At 40.5% G+C, this 22,669-nt stretch carries 22 protein-coding genes; 11 read left to right on the top strand and 11 right to left on the bottom strand.

Annotated features, from left to right (window positions below; all coding sequences use genetic code 11):
• Positions 1–11: 11 nt before the first annotated feature.
• Positions 12–1,550: a peptide MFS transporter gene (locus WG905_RS13550; protein ID WP_339592270.1), complete on the top strand. Its 1,539-nt coding sequence runs from the start codon at positions 12–14 to the stop codon at positions 1,548–1,550.
• Positions 1,551–1,651: 101 nt separating this feature from the next.
• Positions 1,652–2,383, top strand: coding sequence for a polyprenol monophosphomannose synthase (locus WG905_RS13545; RefSeq protein ID WP_339592269.1), 732 nt, complete (start codon positions 1,652–1,654; stop codon positions 2,381–2,383).
• A gap of 43 nt (positions 2,384–2,426) precedes the next feature.
• On the opposite strand, the gene WG905_RS13540 is transcribed toward WG905_RS13545, so the two are convergent.
• From WG905_RS13540 to proS, 4 genes are read right to left on the bottom strand one after another with little or no spacing between them, the layout of a single operon-like run.
• Entirely contained in the window at positions 2,427–2,942 is a 516-nt protein-coding gene (locus WG905_RS13540) for a YdeI/OmpD-associated family protein (protein ID WP_339592268.1), read from the bottom strand.
• Positions 2,943–2,964: 22 nt separating this feature from the next.
• Positions 2,965–3,840 carry a TIGR02757 family protein gene (locus WG905_RS13535; RefSeq protein WP_339592267.1) on the bottom strand — a complete coding sequence of 292 codons (876 nt, stop codon included), beginning with the start codon at positions 3,838–3,840 and terminating at the stop codon, positions 2,965–2,967.
• Between the two features lie 8 nt (positions 3,841–3,848).
• Complete coding sequence (locus WG905_RS13530) at positions 3,849–4,988, bottom strand: cystathionine gamma-synthase (RefSeq protein WP_339592266.1); 1,140 nt, start codon at positions 4,986–4,988, stop codon at positions 3,849–3,851.
• A gap of 40 nt (positions 4,989–5,028) precedes the next feature.
• On the bottom strand, positions 5,029–6,501 hold the full coding sequence (gene proS / locus WG905_RS13525) for a proline--tRNA ligase (RefSeq protein WP_339592265.1): 1,473 nt from the start codon (positions 6,499–6,501) through the stop codon (positions 5,029–5,031).
• 104 nt (positions 6,502–6,605) lie between these two features.
• Between proS and WG905_RS13520 the strand changes: the two genes are divergently transcribed.
• Both WG905_RS13520 and WG905_RS13515 read left to right on the top strand, forming a co-directional pair.
• On the top strand, positions 6,606–7,457 hold the full coding sequence (locus WG905_RS13520) for a hypothetical protein (protein ID WP_339592264.1): 852 nt from the start codon (positions 6,606–6,608) through the stop codon (positions 7,455–7,457).
• A gap of 20 nt (positions 7,458–7,477) precedes the next feature.
• Positions 7,478–9,004 (top strand): OmpP1/FadL family transporter, encoded by a 1,527-nt coding sequence (locus WG905_RS13515; protein WP_339592263.1) that lies wholly within the window; start codon positions 7,478–7,480, stop codon positions 9,002–9,004.
• A 74-nt stretch (positions 9,005–9,078) separates the two neighbouring features.
• Here WG905_RS13515 and WG905_RS13510 read toward each other — a convergent pair whose 3' ends face one another.
• The gene (locus tag WG905_RS13510) at positions 9,079–10,875 is read right to left on the bottom strand and encodes a UbiD family decarboxylase (RefSeq protein WP_339592262.1); all 1,797 of its coding nucleotides are present in this window, start codon (positions 10,873–10,875) and stop codon (positions 9,079–9,081) included.
• Positions 10,876–10,982: 107 nt separating this feature from the next.
• Positions 10,983–11,462 carry a Dps family protein gene (locus WG905_RS13505; RefSeq protein ID WP_339592261.1) on the bottom strand — a complete coding sequence of 160 codons (480 nt, stop codon included), beginning with the start codon at positions 11,460–11,462 and terminating at the stop codon, positions 10,983–10,985.
• Positions 11,463–11,630: 168 nt separating this feature from the next.
• Here WG905_RS13505 and WG905_RS13500 point away from each other — a divergent pair, with 168 nt between their 5' ends.
• Together WG905_RS13500 and WG905_RS13495 are read left to right on the top strand one after the other, a co-directional pair.
• Entirely contained in the window at positions 11,631–12,851 is a 1,221-nt protein-coding gene (locus tag WG905_RS13500) for a LysM peptidoglycan-binding domain-containing protein (RefSeq protein ID WP_339592260.1), read from the top strand.
• On the top strand, positions 12,841–13,485 hold the full coding sequence (locus tag WG905_RS13495) for a uridine kinase family protein (protein WP_339592259.1): 645 nt from the start codon (positions 12,841–12,843) through the stop codon (positions 13,483–13,485). The genes WG905_RS13500 and WG905_RS13495 overlap by 11 nt, the downstream gene beginning before the upstream one ends.
• On the opposite strand, the gene WG905_RS13490 is transcribed toward WG905_RS13495, so the two are convergent.
• Genes WG905_RS13490 through WG905_RS13475 form a run of 4 tightly spaced genes read right to left on the bottom strand, consistent with a single transcriptional unit; the run spans position 13,482 to position 17,842 of the window.
• On the bottom strand, positions 13,482–14,141 hold the full coding sequence (locus WG905_RS13490; protein ID WP_339592258.1) for a CoA transferase subunit B: 660 nt from the start codon (positions 14,139–14,141) through the stop codon (positions 13,482–13,484). The genes WG905_RS13495 and WG905_RS13490 overlap by 4 nt on opposite strands.
• Before the next feature lie 11 nt (positions 14,142–14,152).
• Complete coding sequence (locus tag WG905_RS13485; protein ID WP_339592257.1) at positions 14,153–14,854, bottom strand: CoA transferase subunit A; 702 nt, start codon at positions 14,852–14,854, stop codon at positions 14,153–14,155.
• Between the two features lie 43 nt (positions 14,855–14,897).
• On the bottom strand, positions 14,898–17,270 hold the full coding sequence (locus WG905_RS13480) for an endonuclease MutS2 (RefSeq protein ID WP_339592256.1): 2,373 nt from the start codon (positions 17,268–17,270) through the stop codon (positions 14,898–14,900).
• Positions 17,270–17,842: a DUF4296 domain-containing protein gene (locus WG905_RS13475; RefSeq protein ID WP_339592255.1), complete on the bottom strand. Its 573-nt coding sequence runs from the start codon at positions 17,840–17,842 to the stop codon at positions 17,270–17,272. Before WG905_RS13475 ends, WG905_RS13480 begins: the two co-directional genes overlap by 1 nt.
• Before the next feature lie 72 nt (positions 17,843–17,914).
• On the opposite strand from WG905_RS13475, the gene WG905_RS13470 reads away from it, so the two are divergent.
• Genes WG905_RS13470 through WG905_RS13450 form a run of 5 tightly spaced genes read left to right on the top strand, consistent with a single transcriptional unit; the run spans position 17,915 to position 22,341 of the window.
• Positions 17,915–18,604 carry a YggS family pyridoxal phosphate-dependent enzyme gene (locus WG905_RS13470; RefSeq protein ID WP_339592254.1) on the top strand — a complete coding sequence of 230 codons (690 nt, stop codon included), beginning with the start codon at positions 17,915–17,917 and terminating at the stop codon, positions 18,602–18,604.
• Positions 18,601–19,065: a GNAT family N-acetyltransferase gene (locus WG905_RS13465; RefSeq protein ID WP_339592253.1), complete on the top strand. Its 465-nt coding sequence runs from the start codon at positions 18,601–18,603 to the stop codon at positions 19,063–19,065. The genes WG905_RS13470 and WG905_RS13465 overlap by 4 nt, the downstream gene beginning before the upstream one ends.
• Before the next feature lie 4 nt (positions 19,066–19,069).
• Positions 19,070–19,897 (top strand): DUF3298 and DUF4163 domain-containing protein, encoded by an 828-nt coding sequence (locus WG905_RS13460; protein ID WP_339592252.1) that lies wholly within the window; start codon positions 19,070–19,072, stop codon positions 19,895–19,897.
• Between the two features lies 1 nt (position 19,898).
• Positions 19,899–21,176 carry an aspartate kinase gene (locus WG905_RS13455; protein WP_339592251.1) on the top strand — a complete coding sequence of 426 codons (1,278 nt, stop codon included), beginning with the start codon at positions 19,899–19,901 and terminating at the stop codon, positions 21,174–21,176.
• Positions 21,169–22,341 (top strand): THUMP-like domain-containing protein, encoded by a 1,173-nt coding sequence (locus WG905_RS13450; protein ID WP_339592250.1) that lies wholly within the window; start codon positions 21,169–21,171, stop codon positions 22,339–22,341. The genes WG905_RS13455 and WG905_RS13450 overlap by 8 nt, the downstream gene beginning before the upstream one ends.
• A 70-nt stretch (positions 22,342–22,411) precedes the next feature.
• Here the strand turns inward: WG905_RS13450 and WG905_RS13445 are convergent, their stop codons facing one another.
• On the bottom strand, positions 22,412–22,615 hold the full coding sequence (locus WG905_RS13445) for a cold-shock protein (RefSeq protein ID WP_339592249.1): 204 nt from the start codon (positions 22,613–22,615) through the stop codon (positions 22,412–22,414).
• Positions 22,616–22,669 lie beyond the last annotated feature (54 nt).

Below are 22,669 nucleotides of genomic sequence, written 5' to 3'. Positions count from 1 at the left end.
TATAAATTTATATGGATCAATCTGAAATCCTTAAGCCGGAAGAGCTAGACGCTTCTTCGAAGGGACACCCTAAAGGATTATATGTTTTGTTTGCCACCGAAATGTGGGAACGTTTCAACTACTATGGCATGCGAGCCATTTTAGTTCTCTTTATGACTAAAGCTTTGCTTTTCGATAAAGCTTTTGCTTCCAATCTTTATGGTAGTTATACAGGTCTGGTTTATTTAACGCCATTAATTGGTGGTTTTGTTGCCGACAGGTTTTGGGGAAACCGCAGGTCCATTATCACAGGCGGTGTATTAATGTCGTTGGGTAACTTGATCATGTTTGCCTGTGCTTCCATGTATCAAACCAATTTACAGCTCTCTGCCTTTCTCTTTTTTACTGGTTTAGGTTTAATGATTGCCGGAAACGGTTTTTTTAAGCCAAACATTTCTTCCATGGTCGGACAGTTATATGCGCCAGGCGACAGAAGAATTGATTCAGCTTATACCATTTTCTACATGGGGATCAACGTTGGTGGTGCTTTAGGGCCATTTATCTGCGGTTATTTTGGTGATACGGGAGATCCTGCAGACTTTAAATGGGCGTTCCTTTGTGCATCTATTGCAATGGCCATTGGTGTGATCGTTTTCATCTATCTAAAGGATAAATATGTACGCCATCCAGATGGTCAACCCCTAGGCTTGTCTCCTCTGCATCCCGATGCTAAAAAACCCAATCCCGTGTTCGTTTACCTTGCACTAGCGGCTTTTGTGGCGATTTGTGTAGGGATGCTTTATATCGATGCAAAGGTGTACAGCTACCTGAGCTATTTATTAATATTAGCAATGGTAGGAATGGGCTTCTTGATCTTTGGTGATAAGAAACTGACTGTGGTAGAGAAAAAGAAAATCTCCGTGATCTTTATTGTCGCATTTTTCGTGGTATTTTTCTGGAGTGCTTTTGAACAAGCCGGTGCTTCTTTGACCTTCTTTGCAGAAGAACAAACACAGCGTGATCTTGGCTTCTTTACGGTACCTGCAAGTTGGTTCCAGTCATTGAACTCTATCTTCGTCATCATCTTTGCCCCTATTTTTGCATGGTTATGGATTAAACTTGGGAAAAGAGAACCCTCGGCTCCTACTAAAATGGCCCTAGGTTTATTGCTGTTGGCAATAGGTTACTTTGTGATTGCTGTAGGTGTGAAAGATATTGGTCCCGGTATTAAAGTGAGTATGATCTGGTTAATCGGGATGTATGCTTTCCACACCTGGGGAGAACTGTGTTTATCACCGATTGGCTTATCCCTGGTGAATAAGTTATCACCGGTTAAATTTGCTTCCTTATTGATGGCTGTATGGTTTCTGGCGAATGCCGGGTCCAATGTACTTGCCGGAAAATTGAGCGCTTTATATCCTGATGGAACCAAAGTGACAAGTTTTGCTGGGTATCAAATGCATGACCTGAATGATTTCTTCATGTTATTTGTATTCATGGCTGGTATTGCTTCCATCATTTTGTTCTTCCTGACCAAATGGTTACAAAAAACAATGACTGCTACCTCCTAACTAAAATTTAACAATATTTAACCCGCAGGATTCCTATCCTGCGGGTTTTTTAATAATAATGAATACTTTCGTACCGTTATAAACATTCATAACCTTCATACGTGTCAGACAGCTTAGTTATCATCCCAACCTACAATGAAAAGGAAAATATAGAAAAGATCATCAGAAAGGTGTTTTCTCTTGATTTTTCTTTTGAAATTCTAATTATAGATGACGGTTCTCCCGATGGCACTGCTGATATCGTTAAGGCTTTGCAGACCGAGTTTTCCGGTCGATTGCATATTGAACAACGGGTAGGGAAATTGGGCCTGGGAACGGCTTATATCCATGGCTTTAAGTGGGCTTTAAATCACAATTATGCATTCATATTTGAAATGGATGCGGATTTCTCGCATAATCCGGATGATTTGATTAAATTAAGAACTGCCTGTGTGAATGGTGCCGATGTGGCCATTGGCTCAAGGTATGTAAATGGCGTGAATGTAGTGAACTGGCCAATGAGCCGGGTGTTGATGTCGTATTTTGCATCAATGTACGTCCGTTTGATCACCAGGATTGACATCCAGGATGCCACTGCAGGTTTTAAATGTTACCGCAGAATTGTATTGGAAACCATTCCGCTTGATAAAATTAAGTTCGTTGGTTATGCCTTCCAGATAGAAATGAAATTTACGGCCATCCGTTACGGTTTTAAGGTGGTTGAAGTCCCTATTATTTTTACTGACCGTACAGAAGGTGTTTCCAAAATGAGTACTAAAATATTCCGAGAAGCTTTTTTAGGCGTCATTCAGATGAAATTCAGTAGCTTTTTCAGGGATTACAAAAAAAATTAACTCCCTTAAAATTTAACTGCTGTCATCGGATTTCTTCCTTGTGCTATTGAGGTTTATCTGACTTGCTACTGCGGAGCATTTCTCCAAAATCCATTTGATGATCCATGGCTTTAACGAGCATCGTTAACCGCTTGATCTTTGTAGGTTCCGTTTTAGCAGAATTGTACCAGGTGATGTAATAGTTCTGGTGCGATTTAGGCATCCGCAAAAAGTTCTTCAATAAATGAGGCTCTTCTTCCAGGCACATCTCCATTTCAGGAGGCATCACAATTTTAAAATCAAGGTCCTCTTGCAATTCAACCTGCAGCACTGACCCTTCCTTCTTTTTTAATTGCTTCCTTAAGGAGGATTTTAAGGCAAGTATAAAGTCGCCCCCACCCATAGGCACCAACGACAGCCCTTCCACGTGAACCTGGTCTAAATTACCCTTTATCCTGAAGCTTTTTCGGCAGTCTGGTTTGATCTGATTGGCAATAACCTGGGGGACGAAAATATAAGTCCAGCCAGTCTTCTCTCCCATCTGCTCAAACTTCTCTATTTCAGCTTTAAAACTCACCATGGAATATAAATAGATAAATTTATCAAAATTTCTCTTCTACGCCCAGCCCAAATAAAGCAAAGTCATATTTGACAGGATCTTCAGTATCAAACTTCCTTAACGCGGTGGTCAGTTCAAGTGCAGTTTGCCAATCCGTTTGTTTCCTGGAAATCAGCTCAAGCTTGCGGGCTACCCTGTCTACATGCACATCACAGGGGCAAATCAAAGCTGATGGTTTAATGGTACGCCAGAGGCCGAAATCAACGCCGCAATCATCTTTCCTAACCATCCACCTCAAAAACATATTTAAGCGCTTACAAGTGGACTTCTGCAAGGGAGACGACACATGTTTGATCGTCCTGGATGGGAAATCCGGTAAACTGAAGAAATATGACCTGAAATAATTAAGTGATTGCTCAATTTCAAGCGGTGGCCTGGATAAATCCTGGATAAAACATGCCGAAGAAGCATATTGCTTTTCCTGCGATAATGATGGTTGTTCTGTTAGAAACTCTTCCCTGAATTCGCCAGTTTGTGAAAATCCCGGAGGAATAAAAGCGGTTTCCAGACTCGCAGCGTTTTGGTAGTGGTTTTTAAAGAATTCAACGAAGTATAAAAGGTCTGTATCGTTAAAGGTCCGGTGTTTGAAACCAAGCAAACCTTTGAGGTCCTGATCGCTATGGTTTAACATAAACTGGTATGGCGCATTATCCATTCTTTGCAGCAAGTCTGTGCACTTGTTGATGATGGTTTTTCGTTGCCCCCAAGCTAAAATTGCCGCAAAAAATGCGGCAATTTCAATATCCTGTTTAATCAAAAACCGATGAGGAATACAAACCGGATCGTTTTCGATAAACGAGGGCCGGTTGTATTGGGTAACTTTAAAATCCAGAAAATCTTTAAGTTCTAAAAAATCCAAAAGAAAGGTTATTTAAGTGCCTGTTCCAAATCTGCTAATAAGTCATCAATATCCTCAACGCCTACACTCAGGCGAAGCAGGTTTTCCGTTACGCCTACTTTTTCACGCTCTTCCTTAGGAATCGATCCATGAGTCATGGAAGTTGGGTGGTTGATCAATGATTCTACCCCGCCCAGCGACTCTGCCAAAGTGAATACTTTGAAGGAAGAAGCTATACGGTATGTTTCAGCCAAGTCAGCATCCTTCAACGTAATGGAAACCATTCCACCAAAACCACGCATTTGTTTTTTGGCAATATCATGGTTAGGGTGATCTTCAAATCCTGGCCAGTAGATTTTATCAATCTTAGGATGGTTTTTCAGGAAATGAGCAACCTTTTCACCGTTTTCACAATGTGCTTTCATTCTCAGGTGCAGGGTTTTAATTCCCCTTAACACTAAAAATGCATCTTGTGGCCCTGGAGTAGCACCACAGGCATTGTATACAAACCAAAGATCTTTATATAACTGGTCGTCATTTACCATTAAAGCACCCATCACTACATCAGAGTGGCCGCCGATATATTTTGTTACCGAGTGCATCACGATATCCGCCCCTAAATCCATTGGATTTTGTAGGTATGGTGAAGCAAAAGTATTATCTACTGCAAGTAAAATATTGTGTTGTTTTGTTATTTTCGCGACCCCTTCAATATCAACAATCTGCATTGTTGGGTTGGTAGGGGTTTCGATCCAGACTAACTTTGTTTTATCGTTTACATATGGTAAAATGTTCTCAGGATTTGATAAGTCCAGGAAATGGAACTTAATACCATAATTCTCATAAACCTTGGTAAAAATACGGTATGAACCGCCATACAAGTCATTACCAGTAATCACTTCATCACCAGGCCTTAACAACCTTAAAACAGCATCTGTAGCGCCCATTCCACTGGAGAAGGCAAGTCCGTATTTAGCATTCTCTAAGGCAGCAAGACAGCTTTCAAGCGCTTTCCTGGTGGGATTAGTACCACGCGAATATTCAAATCCTTGGTTATCCCCCGGCGATTTTTGCCAGTAGGTAGAAGTTTGATAAATGGGGGTCATTACTGCTCCTGTACTTGGATCTGGTGACTGACCGGCATGAATAGCTTTTGTTGCAAATTTCATAGTAAAAATGTTTAATAAACAGCAAGCTGCTTTATATTAATTAATAAGCGCGGGCAAACAATACACGTTGTGTTGAAGGCTTTCCCGAATATATGCAAATACCTTCTTCTTGTTTATTATCTAACGGAATACATCTGATTGTAGCCTTAGTTTCTTCTTTTATTTTTAATTCAGTTTCTGATGTGCCATCCCAATGTGCAGAAATAAATCCACCTTTACCATCTAAAAGCGTTTTCAATTCATCGTATGAATTTGCCTCAGTAATACGATCTGCTCTGAAGTTTAAAGCCTTGTTATAAATGTTGTTCTGAATATCTTCCAAAAGCTGAGGGATGTAGATTTCCAGGCCGTCCTGAATAACCGTAAATTTTTCACGGGTATCTCTTCTGGCAATCTCTACCGTTTTGTTTTCCATGTCCCTGCCACCGATAGCCATACGGATGGGTACACCTTTTAATTCATATTCGGCAAATTTGAATCCCGGACGTTGGGTATCACGGTCGTCATATTTAACCGAAATGCCCATGCGTTTAAGCTTTGGCATTAACTCATCCACAAAAGCAGTGATGTTTTTAAGGTCATCCTCACTTTTGTAGATTGGAACAATCACCACCTGGATGGGTGCAAGCTTCGGAGGTAGAACCAGTCCGGCGTCATCACTGTGGGCCATGATCAAGGCACCAATTAAACGGGTAGAAACACCCCATGAAGTAGCCCAGACATGTTCAACTTTACCCTCTTTGCTGGTAAATTTAACATCAAATGCTTTCGCAAAGTTTTGTCCGAGAAAATGCGAAGTGCCAGCCTGCAGGGCTTTTCCGTCCTGCATTAAGGCTTCAATGCAATAAGTATCTAAAGCACCCGCAAAACGTTCATTGGCTGTCTTTAAACCTTTAATTACCGGCATAGCCATGTAATTCTCTGCAAAGTCAGCATATACATCCAGCATACGTTCAGTTTCTTCAATAGCCTCCTGAGCCGTTGAATGTGCCGTATGCCCTTCTTGCCATAAAAATTCTGTCGTCCTTAAAAATAAGCGTGTGCGCATTTCCCAGCGCACCACATTTGCCCATTGGTTAATTAGCAAGGGCAGATCTCTGTACGACTGAATCCAGCCTCTATAGGTATTCCAGATAATTGTTTCGGAAGTTGGTCTGATGATCAGTTCTTCTTCCAATTTGGCAGTTTCATCAACAATAATATTTCCTGTACCATCATTTTTAAGACGGTAATGTGTTACTACCGCGCACTCCGTTGCAAAACCTTCAACATGGGAAGCTTCCTTTGAGAAATATGACTTTGGAATGAAGAGGGGGAAATAGGCATTACTGTGTCCGGTATCTTTGAATTTCTGATCTAAAATAGCTTGCATTTTCTCCCAAATGGAGTAACCATATGGCTTAATCACCATACATCCTCTTACATCTGAGTGATCTGCAAGGTCGGCCTTTATAACAATGTCGTTATACCACTGGGAATAATCGTCGTTTTTACTTGTAATACCTTTGCTCATAACTATGTGGAACGTTTTTTGTGTTAAATTAGTTGTATTATAGGCCACAAATCTATAAATTTATACCTATAAAAATCGTAACACACACAAACAAATAACTTACCATGAAACCGATTCGATTATTTACTAGTCTGCTGGCAGCAGGTACGGTTGCTTTAGCTTCCTGTTCTGCCCCGAGGTTAGCACAGGAAAATAATAGTACAGATGACGTGTATAATTCCGTAGCTCAGGCTCAAGTATATACGCCACCTGCACCGAAACAATCTGCCCAATATAAAGATACTTCCTCTTATGATGATGATTATGGAGTAAGTGATCCTTATTATGATATGGATTACTCTTCCCGTATCAACAGATTCTATTATGGCAGTCCTTTCCGTGGCTACTATGATCCATTTTATTATGATTACTATGGCTATAACGGATTTTCTCCATGGTACGGTGCAGGCTTATCCATGAGCTTTGGCTGGGGCTGGGGAAATTCCTTCTATAATAATTACCTGCATAGCCCTTACTATGGCTGGGGAATTTATTCTCCTTATTATGCCTGGAGCCCTTACTCTTATTATGGCGGCGGCTATCTGGGCGGACTATATGGTGGCTATTATGGCGGCGGTTATGCAAATCGCTTGCAGGGAACTACAAATTACGGACCTAGACCAGACCGTGGAAGAGTAAATGGCACTGGTTATTCAAGACAAAACGATGGTATCATCACCACCGATAGAAGCAGGGCACAAAGGTACAACCCGAGCCGTGGCAACACTACTGCAAATCCTTCTGCCAACGGAAGGACGAGCCGTTCAAATACAAGAGACACTTACAGACCAGAGACCAGATCAAATACAAATGACAGACCTAGCTATAATCCTCCCCCATCCAGAAGTAGTGGCGGAGCTACACAAAGTGGCGGCGGCGGTGGCGGCAGAAGCCAAAGAAGTGGAGGAAGGAACTAATTAACTAGGCTAAAATCAGAATGAAAAAATTCACGACTTTGCTTGCATTAGCTATGGTAGCTAGTACAGGAACGATATACGCGCAATACGCTGGAGATGCCCTAAGATTCTCGCAAACTAATTATGGTAGTTCCTCCCGTTTCAAGGGATTGGGAAATGCACAAATGAGTTTAGGTGGAGATATTAGTTCGATTAGCGGTAACCCAGCCGGCCTGGGAATGTTTACCAGATCAGAGTTTAGTTTCACGCCAGAATATAACAATACGGAAGCAATTTCCAACTATTTGGGCCAGCGCACCACCAGCGCTCATGATAAAGTGAATTTAAACCAGGCAGGTATAGTTTGGTACAATCCTGTGGTGAAACGTAAAGGATCGGATGTAAATAAAGGTCTGTTGAGTTTTGTTTGGGGAATAGGATACAACAGGAACAATGATTTTGGTGCAGACTATTCTTTCGGGGGTAGAAATTCACAAAATTCTATCGCTGACTTCTTCGCCGAAGATGCCACCGCCTATGGGGCTTTGCCTTTGCAGCTCGCCGAGGGTACACTAGGCAGAATGGCCTATGATAATTTTCTGCTTGATGAAGTAGGTACAGGTGAGAACGGAGTTTACCAACCTGCGACAGCCTTAAACAATGATCAGTTTTATAACCAGGTAAGGTTTGGTTCTACCTCTGAATTCAATTTCTCAGGTGCCATGAATATTTCAAACCAATTTTATATCGGTGCTTCCGTTGGTATCATCAGTGTGCGCTACGGATATGATTCTGAGTTTCTTGAAGGTGGGGTATCAACGCTGCTTCCACAGGCCAACCCTGAACCAGGTGATCCGGTAGCCGGAGATAGCTATGATCTTTCTTACAGACAAAGTCAAACAACGGATGGTTCAGGAATAAACGGAAAAATTGGTATTATCTATAAACCGATCAATTCCTTTAGAATCGGAGCCACTTTTCAAACACCGACGTGGATGCATATAGAAGATGTATATTCTGAAGTGTTGGATACCAGGTTTAATGCGAATACTTTATTCAGCAATGATCCTTCAAACAGTGTATTTCAATATAACCTTAGAACGCCTTATAAAGGTTCAGTGGGTGCCAGTGTCATTCTTGGTGAAAATGGCTTAATTACCGCTGATGTCGATTATATCGATTATTCATCGATTAGATTCACTAATGCGGAGAACAATTACGAGCCTACAACCATATCCAACAACAACCTGGATGTACAGGATTTTTACACTGATGCTTTCAATTACCGTGTAGGTGGGGAATTAAGGTTCGATCAATTAACCCTTAGAGCTGGTTTTGGTATAAATGGCACCCCTTATAAAGATGATGAAACCAAGAAGTTTGAGACAAAGTTTTACAGTGGTGGTTTAGGTTACAGAGTGAACCAGTATTATATTGATGTGGCTTACCAACGTTCTGAAACTAATAATACTTTCAGTCCTTATGTTTTAAATGATTTTTCTGAGCCAGTTGCTGATGTTAAATTAAATAAGAACAATGTTTTCTTAACCTTTGGTGTAAGATTCTAAACATATCTCCTTTTAATATAAAACCCCGGTCTTTTAAGAAAGAGCCGGGGTTTTTGTTTTCAATTACTTCGTATTTATAGTTTAAATCTGTCGATTCTTTTTTCTACTTCGGGATCCTTGATTAACTCAGGTGCATGATGTGGCTTTTTCCTGGCATCGATGATCAATGGCCCCGTGCATCCCCAATGTTTATCTTTAGTAAAGCTTCCTACACCTTCGATATCAGTCGCCGGATTACTCCTTGTAAAAGTCACCCAAACCAGGTTATTCACATTTTCGGCAGTAAACGCAGCATCATCGCAGAGTACAAAAAGGGCAATACCTTCAAGATTAACGGATTGAAGAGTGGCTTTTAACGCTTCTATTTCGCCTTGCGCAGATTCAGCGCTCGTGTAGGTTGTACCCTGAACGGTCACCACACCAGGAAAGGCCAAATGACAGGCTACACCGGGCTTCATATCAGGTAATGTTTGGATTAGTTTCCTTTTAGGGGAACCCGCTGCTGCCAATACCAATTTAGAACCACTGTTCAATCCTTCGCCGCTATAGTCGAGTGTATCAATCGTCGTCTGCGTATGAAAATGCAGGTCACGGGTAAAATCAATGCGTTCCAGCACATGTTGCAAAAACCCCTCGATTGAATGCGTGGTTAAATTTTCATCATCCTCCCGGGCAGCTATAAACAAGTATTTTGCCAGGCTAAGTTGGTTCTTACCTAAGATATGATTGGCGATGGTGAGAATTTCCTGGGGTCTCCGTTCCTTCAAAAACGGCGTATACCTTTCACTGCCAATGGCAAATAACAAGGGATGTACGCCAGCAGCATCTACTGCATTAACTTCTTTAAGTCCGTGGATTTCCTGAGGAATAGCAGCGCCGGTAATTTCATGGATCAGGGCGCCGAAACTGGTATCTTCCTGTGGAGGCCGCCCAACAACCGTAAACGACCAGATGGCATCCTGCCTGTGGTAGACATTATGGACCTTCATTAAAGGAAACGGATGGGTTAAACTATAATAACCAAGATGATCCCCAAAAGGACCTTCAGGTTTATTATCATGTGGATAAACCGTTCCAGTGATGACAAAGTCGGCATCTGCAGATATACAAAAACCTTCTTCATCGTAAAAATAACGGAAGCGCCTGTTTCCTAAAGCCCCGGCAAAAGTCAATTCCGACAATCCTTCAGGCAAGGGCATTACGGCAGCCAAAGGATGTGAAGGAGGACCGCCAACAAAAATACTTACCTTTAAAGGTTGACCTTTGGCATTGGCCTTGGATTGGTGAACACCTATCCCCCGGTGAATCTGGTAATGTAAACCCACCTCTTTATCCATCACATAATCATTCCCTGCCAGTTGTATCCTGTACATGCCAAGATTACTATTCATCACGCCAGGTTTATCAATATCTTCCGTATATACCTGCGGCATCGTAATAAAAGGCCCACCGTCCATAGGCCAGTTAACGATTTGCGGTAAGGCACTAATGGTGGTTTTCTGGAAAGTGGATTTGAAGAGACTTTGTTTTAATGGCAATGCTGACAGTGCCGTTAGACCAGAACCAGCATACTTGAGGGGATTTTTCAATGCCTTCATTGGGTCTGACCGTAAGCTTACTAACTGTTGCACGCCTTCCAAACTATCCCGGAACATAAACTTTGACCTTTCCAGGGTTCCGAATAAATTAGAGACTGCCGGAAACTTACTTCCCTTTACCTTTTCAAAGAAAATAGCAGGTCCCTGTTCTTCATATACCCGCAAATGAATAGCGGCCATCTCTAAATAAGGATCTACCTCTTCCTTAATGCGGAGTAAATGTCCATGTTTTTCTAAATCAGCAACACAAGCTGCTAAACTGTTATATCCCATTAAAATCAAAGGTATTAAAGAATTCACAATTTATGCTGCACGCCGAATGTCATAAAACAAAAAACCATGCGCTAGGCATGGTTTTTTGGTCTCAGTGGGATAGGATTCTATTTTTTATCCGCAAACGAACGTAACATCCAGATGTTTTTTTCTTTGAACTGCATGAAACGGTTAACCATGTCATTGGAACCATCATCATCTGCTTCATCTGTTGCAAGAAGCAACTCCCTTTCCAATGCAATCAATTGCGACATATCATTCAGTATAGCGTTCACCATTTCCATATCTTTCATACCAATGGTATCAATTTCTTCAATAGTAGATTCTTTTATATAATCTACAAACCTGCTATGAGGTGCTTTCCCTAAGGTAAGCACACGTTCTGCAATTTCATCTATTGTAACTTGTGCATTGGTATAAAGTTCTTCAAATTTAGCATGAAGGGTAAAAAAGTTTTGACCTTTGATATTCCAGTGACAGCCCCTTAATTTCTGATAATGAATATGATAGTTTGCAAGGTAATCATTAAGCATATCCACAATAGGTTTCACTTCTTTCTCATTCAAACTAATTTCTTTCGCATCCATATTTTTGATTTTTTAAATGTATTTACATTAAAAACAGCTGTCCCTGGTTAAGGTTTTAAAAAAAACGATATTGCGTACAATACCTGTTGTAAATTCCCGTTTTGTATTCAGAATTTAAGCTCTTAAATTTTATTCGTAATATTGCCAAACTATTTTGACAAATCATTAATGCAAAAATATTTCATTATATTACTGTTAGCTATTTTTACTAACTTATCTGCTGATGCTGCTGTAAGGCTAGACTCTATTGGTGTAGAAAACCTTAACGGAAAAAAGTTAATTTTACATAAGGTAGTCCAGCAAGACACCTATTATTCCATCAGCCGGAAATACAATGTACTTCCGAAGGATGTCATGGTATATAACGATAACAAGTTCCTGCATATTGGCGTCATCATAAAAGTGCCTACCCAACGATCTTTCACAGAAATCCCTTCTGGCTCAGGTATAAATACCCAGCAACCTGGGGTACCGCAAGAAGAAAGCTATACAGAACATATCGTTCAGAAGAAAGAAAACTTAAATATACTTGCGAAAAAATACGGCACCACCATTGATGAAATTAAAAGAATCAATAAATTAAACTCCATTAATTTAAGTATTGGCCAGGTTTTGAAGATGCCGGTCATTGCTTCGCCTGTAGAGGCTACCACAGTCAATGTTCCTGCAATTGTAAGAAAAGACACTGTGCCCGCAACGGTATCCAGTGCTCCGGTTAGGCCTGCAACTCCGGTACCAAATCCTAATCAACCAATCACTAACAAACCAATTACTAATAAACCGGTTCAACAAACACCAATACAAACACCTAAATCTACACCAACTCCTGCTCCTGCTCAAGATACAGCTTATGAGGATCTGGTTGTTCATACCGTGGCCTCCAATGAAACGATCTATTCCATCGCTACAAGATATAAGATGACAATCGACCAATTGAAAGCTAAAAACAACCTCAGCAGCAGTTCCTTAAGAGTAGGACAACGATTGCTGATTAAAGGTCAGTATGGTCAGAAAAAAATTAACCCCTTTGACAATGAGTCGGACACCATTACCCTTAAAGATCCTTCTTTAAGATATGCACCCAGCAAATATGGTTTAAACCAGATCGATGAAAAAGGTACTGCCATTGCCATTATGGATCCGGACCTCGATCCTAATAAAATGCTTGTTTTGCATCGTTCAGCACCGATTGGAACCGTGATGAAAATCACCAACCCCATGAGTAACCGTTCTACCTTCGCTAAGGTAGTTGGTAAGTTTACAGAAAACCAGACCACTAAAGATGCTATCGTAGTGATGACACAAGCAGTTGCTGATGCCCTGGGTGCTTTAGACAAAAGATTTTTCTGTAATTTAACGTATAGCGGACAAGAGACCAATGAACAATAAGCCATTTATTATTGGAATTGCAGGTGGCAGTGGTTCTGGTAAAACATTCTTTTTGAATTGCTTTTTACATCACTTCAAAAATGATGAAGTTACGCTGGTGTCACAAGATGACTACTATATTCCTGCGGGAGAAATGACTCAGGAAGAAAATAAGCTTTATAATTTCGACCTGCCAACGACCATCGATAAAGAGCAGTTCTGTGAGGATATCACAAAGCTGATCAAAGGCGAAGTGGTTTATAAAAAAGAATATAATTTTAACAACCCCTTGGCCGTCGTTAAAACCTTACAAATCAATCCTGCCCCCATCATTATTGTAGAAGGTTTGTTCATCCTCCATTTTGAAGAGATTTACGGCTTATTAGATCATAAAATTTTTATTGAGGCGGAAGAAGCGGTTGCCCTTAACCGCCGTGTAAGGAGAGATGGAATGGAACGCGGTTATCCTGAAGATGATGTGCTTTATAAATGGCAAAACCATGTAGTGCCTTCTTACAATGAATTCCTTTTACCTTATAAAGAAAATTGCAATCAGGTGGTATCAAATAATGATGATTCACCGGAACAGATCATTGCGATAACTGAACAGATTGCTGCAGATTTAAAAAAACAATACTGTAACAAGGAGGATTAGTTCAATTCCATTTCAGGCGTATTTTCATCGGCAATTAATCTGCCTAAAGTTGCATTCCTGATGAAGTCGACACTCACTCCAGGCGCCCGCTCCAGCAGATGAAAACCTCCTTCAGGCAAAACATCCAGCACAGCAAGTTCTGTAACAATTTTCCTGATACATTTTACACCGGTTAAAGGTAATGTACATTTTGGTAAGAGCTTGCTCTCACCAGCCTTATTGATATGTTGCATAGCCACAACAATATTTTTAGCTGAGGCCACCAGGTCCATCGCGCCACCCATGCCCTTCACCATTTTACCCGGTATCTTCCAATTGGCAATATCACCATTTTCAGACACCTCCATCGCACCTAGAATAGTCAGGTCTATTTTCTGGCTCCTGATCATTCCAAAACTCATCGCAGAATCAAAAAAAGAGGAACCCGGCAATGTAGTGATGGTTTGCTTTCCGGCATTGATCAGGTCTGCATCTTCTTCACCTTCAAAAGGAAAAGGTCCCATGCCTAACAAACCATTTTCAGACTGCAGCACCACATTAATCCCCGGCGGGATAAAATTAGCGACCAGGGTAGGTATTCCTATTCCCAGGTTCACATAATAACCATCCTTAATTTCTTTAGCGATGCGTCTCGCAATTCCATTTTTATCCAGCATGACGAAGCATTTTATTGTTTGGTTCTTACAGTACGTTGTTCAATTCTCTTTTCATAATGAGCACCCTGAAAAATACGGTGAACATAGACCCCGGGCGTGTGGATCTGATTCGGGTCAAGCTCACCCGCTTCCACCAGAATTTCTACTTCGGCAATGGTAATTTTTCCAGCCATCGCCATCACCGGGTTAAAGTTTCTGCTGGTGTAACGATAGATCAGGTTTCCGGCGGTATCTCCTTTCCAAGCTTTAACGATGGCAAAATCCGCTTCAAACGCATATTCCATCAGATAATCTTTGCCCTTAAAATTCCTGATTTCTTTGCCTTCGGCAACCTCGGTGCCCACCCCTGCGGGCGTGAAAATGGCCGGCATCCCATAGCCCGCTGCCATACAACGCGTGGCTAAAGTTCCCTGCGGAATAAGTTCAACATCAAGTTCACCACTTAAAAGCTGTCTTTCAAACTCCGCATTTTCCCCAACATAAGAAGCAATCATTTTTTTAACCTGACGTTGCTGCAGCAATAAACCAATCCCAAAATTATCTACCCCTGCATTATTAGAAATGCAGGTCAGATTCTTCACTTTTTTATTAACGAGCGCAGCAATACAATTTTCTGGAATTCCGCACAAGCCGAAACCACCAAGCATGAGCGTGTGGCCATCAGCAACATCGCGAATAGCCTCATCGGCCCCGGATACAACTTTATTGATCATATATTTGGTTTGGACGTTAAATTAGGAAAAATTGTTGAAAGCTTTATTTAAAATACACATAAGTGATGCCATCACCACCCCTGTCAGGATGTTCATCTTCCACCCGTGTAACCTGGCTATATTTTTTCAAATATTCCCTGATCAGCTTTCTCAAAATCCCATCACCTTTACCATGAATCAGTTTAACAAAGGGAAAGCCCATCATTACCGACCTGTCAAGGTATTTTTCCACTTCCTGCAAAGCATCCTCACCACGTTTACCCCTTAAATCCAGCTCCGCATTAAATGAACTGATGGCCTCAGAAATACTGCCTGAATAAGAGTTGGACTGTATCGCTTTCTTCGCTTGGGTATTGCTGATCTTTTGAACCCTATTTTTCTTCAACACCGACCTCAGGTCCCCAAGCGCCACCACTAAATTATCGCGGTTAATTTCCAATACCTGGCCTGTGGTCTCACTATTATTTAATTTCACCCAATCACCAACCTCGATAGGCGTATGCAGCTGCACCGGTGTTTCAGGTTTCTTTTCTTCTTTTACTTGGTTTTGCACCATCACCTTTTGAAGGTTTTGCCTTAACTGCTTGGTAGCCACCTTATCAGCCTGGTTCTCCTTAATCTCCGCAATCGTCTGCTCTACCAGCTTATTTGCATTTTTGATGATGGCTTGTGCTTCCAGTTTCGCTTCCCTGATCAGCACCTTCTTGTTTTCTTCAAGGTACAGCTTCAATTTCTCATTCTCAGCAACAAGGTTTTTTACTTTATTCTGCTGCGTAGAGAGGTGAATTTTAGTATCATAAATCTGCTTTTTCTCCCTTTCCAAATCCACCAATAAGCTATCGATCCGGTTTTGGTTAGTACCAGTTTTCTCTTTAGCGAGTTTTAATACTTCAGGCTGCAAACCGATATTCTGCGCAATTTCAAAAGCATAAGAACTCCCAGGTTTTCCAATTTCCAACACATATAAAGGCTTCATTTTGTGGTTATCAAATAACATTGAGGCATTTTCCAATCCCGGGGTATTACCGGCAAAAAGCTTCAGGTTAGAGTAGTGGGTTGTAATAACTCCTCTCACCTTTTTGTTATTCAACACTTCCAATACGGCTTCGGCCATCGGTCCCCCGAATTGCGGGTCAGTTCCGGTACCAAACTCATCAATTAACACCAATGATTTCGGACTGGCATGTGCCACAAAATAACGCATTTTAGTAAGGTGAGCACTGTAAGTACTCAGGTCACTTTCAATAGATTGATCGTCACCGATATCTGCAAAAATCTGATCGAAGACCCCCACCTCACTGGATTCATGTGCTGGAATCAGCAGTCCTGACTGTACCATCAGCTGTAATAAGCCTACGGTTTTCATGCAAACAGACTTCCCCCCCGCGTTTGGCCCTGATACCAGTAAGACTCTTAAGTTCTCATTGATATGCATATTTAAAGGCACCACTGTTTTCTTATCTTCTTTAAATGATAACAACAATAAGGGATGGCGGGCATTGATCAGTTTAGTTTTCGCTTCTTTAACCAGAACAGGCATATCGGCCTCCACTTCAATAGCGAAAAGTGCTTTTGCCCTTACAAAATCCAACTTGGTCAGGAAACCATGGTAAGATAGAATTAATGGCGTATATGGCCTCAGGTCTGATGTTAAGGCAATTAAGATCCTGACGATCTCCCTGCGCTTATCAAATTCCAGGTCCCTCAGTTTATTATTCAAGGTAAACACTTCTTCCGGCTCCATATAAACCGTTTGTCCGCTTGCAGATTCATCATGAATGAAGCCTTTGAGCTTACGTTTATTTTCAGCCAGAATGGGGATACAGATCCTGCCATCACGAATAGTTAAGCTACCATCAGCCACCCAGTTATTACCAACAGCCTGTTTGTAAATACTATCCATTCTTTTGCGCACTTCCTGCTCGGCTTTGGCGATGTCAGCTATAATCTGCTGCAAGGCAGGTGACGCATTGGGCTTAATCTTTCCTTTAGGATCAAGTACCTGTTCTATTTTTTTAAGAATGTTCTTCTCTACAGGCAAATGCTCAAAAAGAGCCTCCAAATTAGGGTAAACATCCTTTCTTTCATCAAAAAAGCGGATGACAGAAAACACCGTCTGCAGGGATGTGTACATTTGGTACAATTCTTCCTCCACGAGGTAGCTCCCTTCAACCCTCATTTTATCTGCCAGGAACTTTATATCAAAAAAAGCAGTAATCTGCAAAGGCTCCTGGTTTTCCAGGATGCTTTTGAATTCGCTGGTTTGTCTTAAAAATTTATTGATCTGGTCATATTTAGTCATGACCTGCATTTTGCTGACCATCTGCTGGCCCATCGGACTCAGGCAGTTCTTATAGATCAGCGCTTTTACTTCATTGAAACCCAGTCGCTCCAAACAATTCTCCGGATATAACATTATCTCAGCGTTGGTTGTGTATTAACATTTTTAACTTCCTGTGCTTTCTTCTGCACCTTTTTTCTTTGCAAAAGCTTTCTTGCCTTCACACTATCTGTTTTTTTTATCGCCGCACTGTCCTTCACACCAGCTTTCTTCAGTTTCAGCTTTTTCAACGAGTCCACACGTTTAATCGAATCACTTCGCAAAGAATCCCTTTTTAATCTTTGCTGGGTTTCTAATTTCAATTGCGCTTCCTGAACTTTTTCCACCTTCGTTTTCGTCTGATTGACCTTCGCTTGTATATTTTTATAAAGGTCAGCCATGATTTCGGGGTTAGCATAGTAGAAGTCCATGCTTTGCTGATACAGTGCAGAATCTACTTTAAACTTTTTATAGATTCCTTTATAATAAGAGGCAGCTACCTTTTTTGCCGAATCTTGGTTAGGCATCGTACTGATATAGGCATCTACCATGTGCATGTCGTACAAGAGCTTACCCATTTGATCCGGCTGAATGATATGCTCTGGAATCGGGGATTTACATCCGGATAAAATCGCAAATACGACACCTAAAAATAAAATCTTCTTCATTAATTTTTTAAACATGACTATTTCTTGCACAAATTGAGGCAAGGTTGTTAATTTTACCAAAAATACTGATAAATGAGCATAGCAGATAACTTATTGAAATATAAAAAGGAATTGGAAGACAGCCCCGCTCAATTGGTTGCTGTTTCTAAATTTCATGATGCAAATGAAATTATGGAGGCCTATAATGCCGGTCAAAGGGTATTTGGCGAAAACATAGTGCAGGAGTTGGTAGAAAAACAAGCAGTGTTACCTCAAGACATTGAATGGCATTTAATAGGCCATTTACAAAGTAATAAAGTGAAATACATTGCACCATTCATAACTGTCATTGAATCTGTAGACAGTGAAAAACTTTTAACAGAGATCAATAAACAAGCTGCAAAGAATAACCGGGTAATAGACTGCCTATTGCAGGTTTATATTGCTGACGAAGAAACGAAATTCGGCCTTAGTTTTGATGAGGTCGTAGAGTTACTGCGTTCAGACAGCTTTCAGAACCTTAAAAACGTAAGAATTATCGGTCTGATGGGAATTGCAAGTAACACCACTTCGGAGAAACAAATACGTGATGAATTTCAGGAACTCAGAGTTTTGTTTGAGGGAATTAAACTTAGTTTTTTCCGAAAGGAAGACTCTTTTAAAGAACTCTCCATGGGGATGTCTGCAGATTATAAAATAGCAGTAGAAGAAGGCAGTACCATGGTCAGAATTGGGAGCAGTATATTTGGTAAAAGAATCATAAAACACCACAAAGCAGAATGAATATAAATATACGCATCGCAACAGCACAAGATTGTCCGGCCCTTATAGAGTTAATTCATGAACTGGCTTTATATGAAAAAGCGCCGCAGGAAGTTACCGTTACCCTTGAAGAATTTATAGAAGCTGGTTTTGGTGAAAAGCCCGTATGGAAAGCATTTGTAGCCGAGGTATCAGGCAAGGTCATCGGTTTTGCCCTTTATTATATCAGGTACTCCACTTGGAAAGGTTGTCGTTTATATCTTGAGGATTTTATTGTGACCGAAGCATTCAGGGGTCAGGGCGTAGGCAAATTGCTTTTTGAAACAGTGATCCAAGAGGCGAAGGATAAAGGATTTAATGGAATGAGCTGGCAGGTACTTGACTGGAATGAACCTGCGATTAATTTTTACAATAAATATAATGCCTATTTGGAATCTGGATGGCTGAATGCTTCCTTTTCAAAGGAACAGATAAACAAGTAAACTGATGAAACGAATCATTGCGATCATATTGATATCAAGCTTGTTTGCTTGTCAAAATGAACAAAATAAACAAGGCACCGAAGATACACTCAACTATCAAAAAGATTCATTGAATTTAGAGGCCGATACGCTTGCTTTTCGTTACGACTCATTAAAATTATATAGCAAGAACTTGGTTCCAGCCACTAAAGGCGCTAAGGATACAACGATGGTGACCATTGTTTACCCGGTTTTCAACAACCAGCAAGTGGACGGACTCGTGAAAGGAAATGCTTTAAAAAGTAACAGCCCGGACGAACCTCCGTATAAAAGCTTTGAGGATCTGGCTGGCAGTTTCATCAGGCAATATGATGATTTCAAAAAAGAAGGTTTGGGACACACACCAGCCTGGTTTAAAGAAGTTAACATTACCGTATTGCCTCAAAGAAAAGATTATTTGGGTTTAAAATACTTTTACATAGACTATGCTGGCGGAGCACATCCAAACTCGGCCATTGTTTATAAAAATTACAACTCTACTACGCTGCAGGAAATTAAATTAGCTGATTTAATACCGCCGGCAAATCAGCCGAAACTTAGGGAAGTTGCTGAAAAAATCTTTAGAACTGACGAAAAACTGGATTCAAAACAAAGCCTTGATAATGATTATTTCTTTGATAAAGGTGTTTTCACTTTAAACGATAACTTTACAATGACAGACCAAGGATTAAAATTCCTGTATAACACTTACGAAATTAAACCTTATTCTGAAGGAACTACAGAATTACTAATCCCATATGCAGCTATAAAGGAGCTGTTAATTGCCAATCCGGCACTACCTGTAATAAAATAATATGGAAGTATACAAATTTGGTGGCGCATCAGTTGCCGATGCAAAGGCCATCCAAAACATGGCGATGCTGGTCAAAAATGCAGCTTCAGCGAACTTATTGGTTGTGATTTCCGCAATGGAAAAAATAACAGATCAGCTGGTTGCGCTTAGCCAGTCGTACATTGCCGGTGATAATCAACAGGCAGTCCTTCAATTGGAAGAGGTAAAAGCCTATCATTTCCAAGTGTTAAATGAACTGTTCCCAGATCATAATCTTGCAGTATATAATGACATAGCCAATGTTTTTGTAGAAATCGAATGGTTGCTTGAAGAGGAAGCCAGTGATGCGCCAGATTATATTTACGACCAGATTGTTTCCATAGGCGAACTGGCCTCTACCAAATTAATCACTGCCTATCTTAAATCAATAGGGTGTAACGCAGTTTGGGCAGATGCACGCAATTACATCAAAACCGACAACAGTTATAAGGAAGCAAAAGTTGACTGGCCTAAAACCGAGACCGAAATTCAGAAACACCTGCTACCACAACTTCAGAAACACATTGTGGTTACTCAAGGATTTATTGGCAGCACCAGTGAAAATTTCACTACTACCCTGGGCAGAGAAGGATCAGATTATTCTGCAGCCATTTTTAGCGCCTGTTTAAATGCCAGGGCTCTTACCATCTGGAAAGATGTACCCGGCGTGTTGAACGCAGATCCCAAATGGTTTGCCGAAACAGAGAAAATCCCACAACTTTCCTATCATGATGCCATTGAGCTAACTTATTATGGGGCAACGGTCATACATTTCAAAACCATTAAACCCTTACAAAACAAAGGCATTCCACTTTATGTGCGGTCGTTTATTGATCCGGCGCAACCAGGAACAGTAATTACTGCTTTGGAATCTCATTTGCCTGTACCTTCTTTTATTTTTAAAGTAAACCAGGTGCTGATTTCTATTTTTCCTAAAGACTATTCCTTCATTATCGAAGAAAACCTCAGCAATATTTTCAACCTTTTCCATAAACATAAGGTTAAAATAAACACCATGTTGAATGCTGCATTGAGTTTCTCGGTAAGTGTAGATCAGGAAGAATCAAAAATAAATGCACTGATTAAAGATTTGTCTGAATTTTACAAAGTTAAATACAACACAGGTTTGGAGCTTGTTACCATTAGGTATTATAACCAGGAAACCATTAACAGGGTTATCCAGAACAAGCAAATTATGCTTGAAGTTAAAAGCCGCTATACCTGCCAGATTTTAATGAAAGACCAACCTGCCGTTGAATAGGTTTATACTAGATATTGAAGTTCAGCAATACATCATCGAACATATAAACGCTGATGTACATAAAATTGCTTTGTCAAAAAGTCCTTTTAAGGATGTTTCTGCTAAAGAACTTTCTACGCAGATTAAAGCCAGAAAAAAAGCGGAAAAGAAATTGACGACATGGTTTCAGCAACACGGAATTTACTATCCTGAGCCCTTATCAATCGAACAATGCTCGTCTGAAACAACTGCCGCTTTTAAAGCAAGCCTGATTAAAACAGGTAAAGTGATTGACCTGACAGGAGGTTTTGGGGTAGACAGTTTTTATTTTGCAAAAAAGGCACAGTCTGTCCTGCATTGCGAAATAAACGATGAACTCTCGCAAATTGCAGCACATAATGCAGCAGTCCTCCAAGTCAAGAACATGACTTTTCTGTCCGGTGATGGTATTGCTTACTTAGGGGCTACTGATGAAACTTTCGATACCATCTATATTGATCCTGGCAGGCGGAGCAATGCAGGGAAGGTATTTATGCTAAAGGATTGTACGCCTGATGTGGTGGAACACCTGGACCTGCTTTTAAACAAGGGTTCAAGGGTAATTATTAAAACCTCACCCCTGCTGGACATCACCGCCGGATTAAAAGAACTAAAACATGTAACAGCAGTTCACGTAGTGAGCACCAAAAACGAATGTAAAGAACTGCTCTTTATTTTGGAAAAAGATGCGCAAACACCAACCAGAATTATCAGTACCACTTTAAACGATAGTCTTAAACAGTTTTCTTTTTTAAACGAAGAAAAGGCAGTGCCGGTTATAGCGGATCAGTTACTGGATTATATTTATGAGCCTGATGTAGCCTTGCTTAAAAGCGGCGGTTTTAACATGATCGGACAAAAGTATAACCTGGAAAAATTGGAAGAGCAGACACAGTTATATACTTCCAAAGAATTGAAGCCGGAATTCCCTGGAAGGATTTTCAAGGTGGAGGGTATAGTCAGCGCGGCAGACTTAAAGAAAATTAAAATCTTACATGGAAATGTTTTGGTAAGGAATTATCCTGATCAGGCAGACCAACTAGCGCGGAAATATAAAATAAAACCTGGGAAAGAATTTCTGATATTCACTCAAATGAAGCCTTCACGGCGGATTATTATCAGGGCGAGCATTATACAACATTATTAATTAAACCTGATTGGCAATAAAAAAGGCAAGATGCCCTTCTTTCATAGAAGAGCATTTTGCCTTGGTTTAACTAGTTGTTGTACTTTTTTACCCTCACTGCCTGGAAGCCTTTCTGGCCTTCAGCAATGTCAAACTCTACTGCATCATTTTCTTTCAAGCTGTCAATACCACCTTGAACGTCTTTAAAGTGCACAAAAATGTCTTTGTTGTTTTCATAAACAATAAAACCATAGCCTTTTTCAGAATTAAACCATTTTACTTTTCCGGTATTCATAATTTTTAGTCTTAAATAAATAATAATTTGTGTTTTGGTATCTCAAATTATCAC

It is taken from the genome of Pedobacter immunditicola (assembly GCF_037482985.1).
Taxonomy (GTDB): Bacteria; Bacteroidota; Bacteroidia; order Sphingobacteriales; family Sphingobacteriaceae; genus Pedobacter; species Pedobacter immunditicola.
The sequence above is the reverse complement of the archived record's forward strand: the minus strand, read 5'-3'. Positions and strand labels throughout refer to the sequence as shown.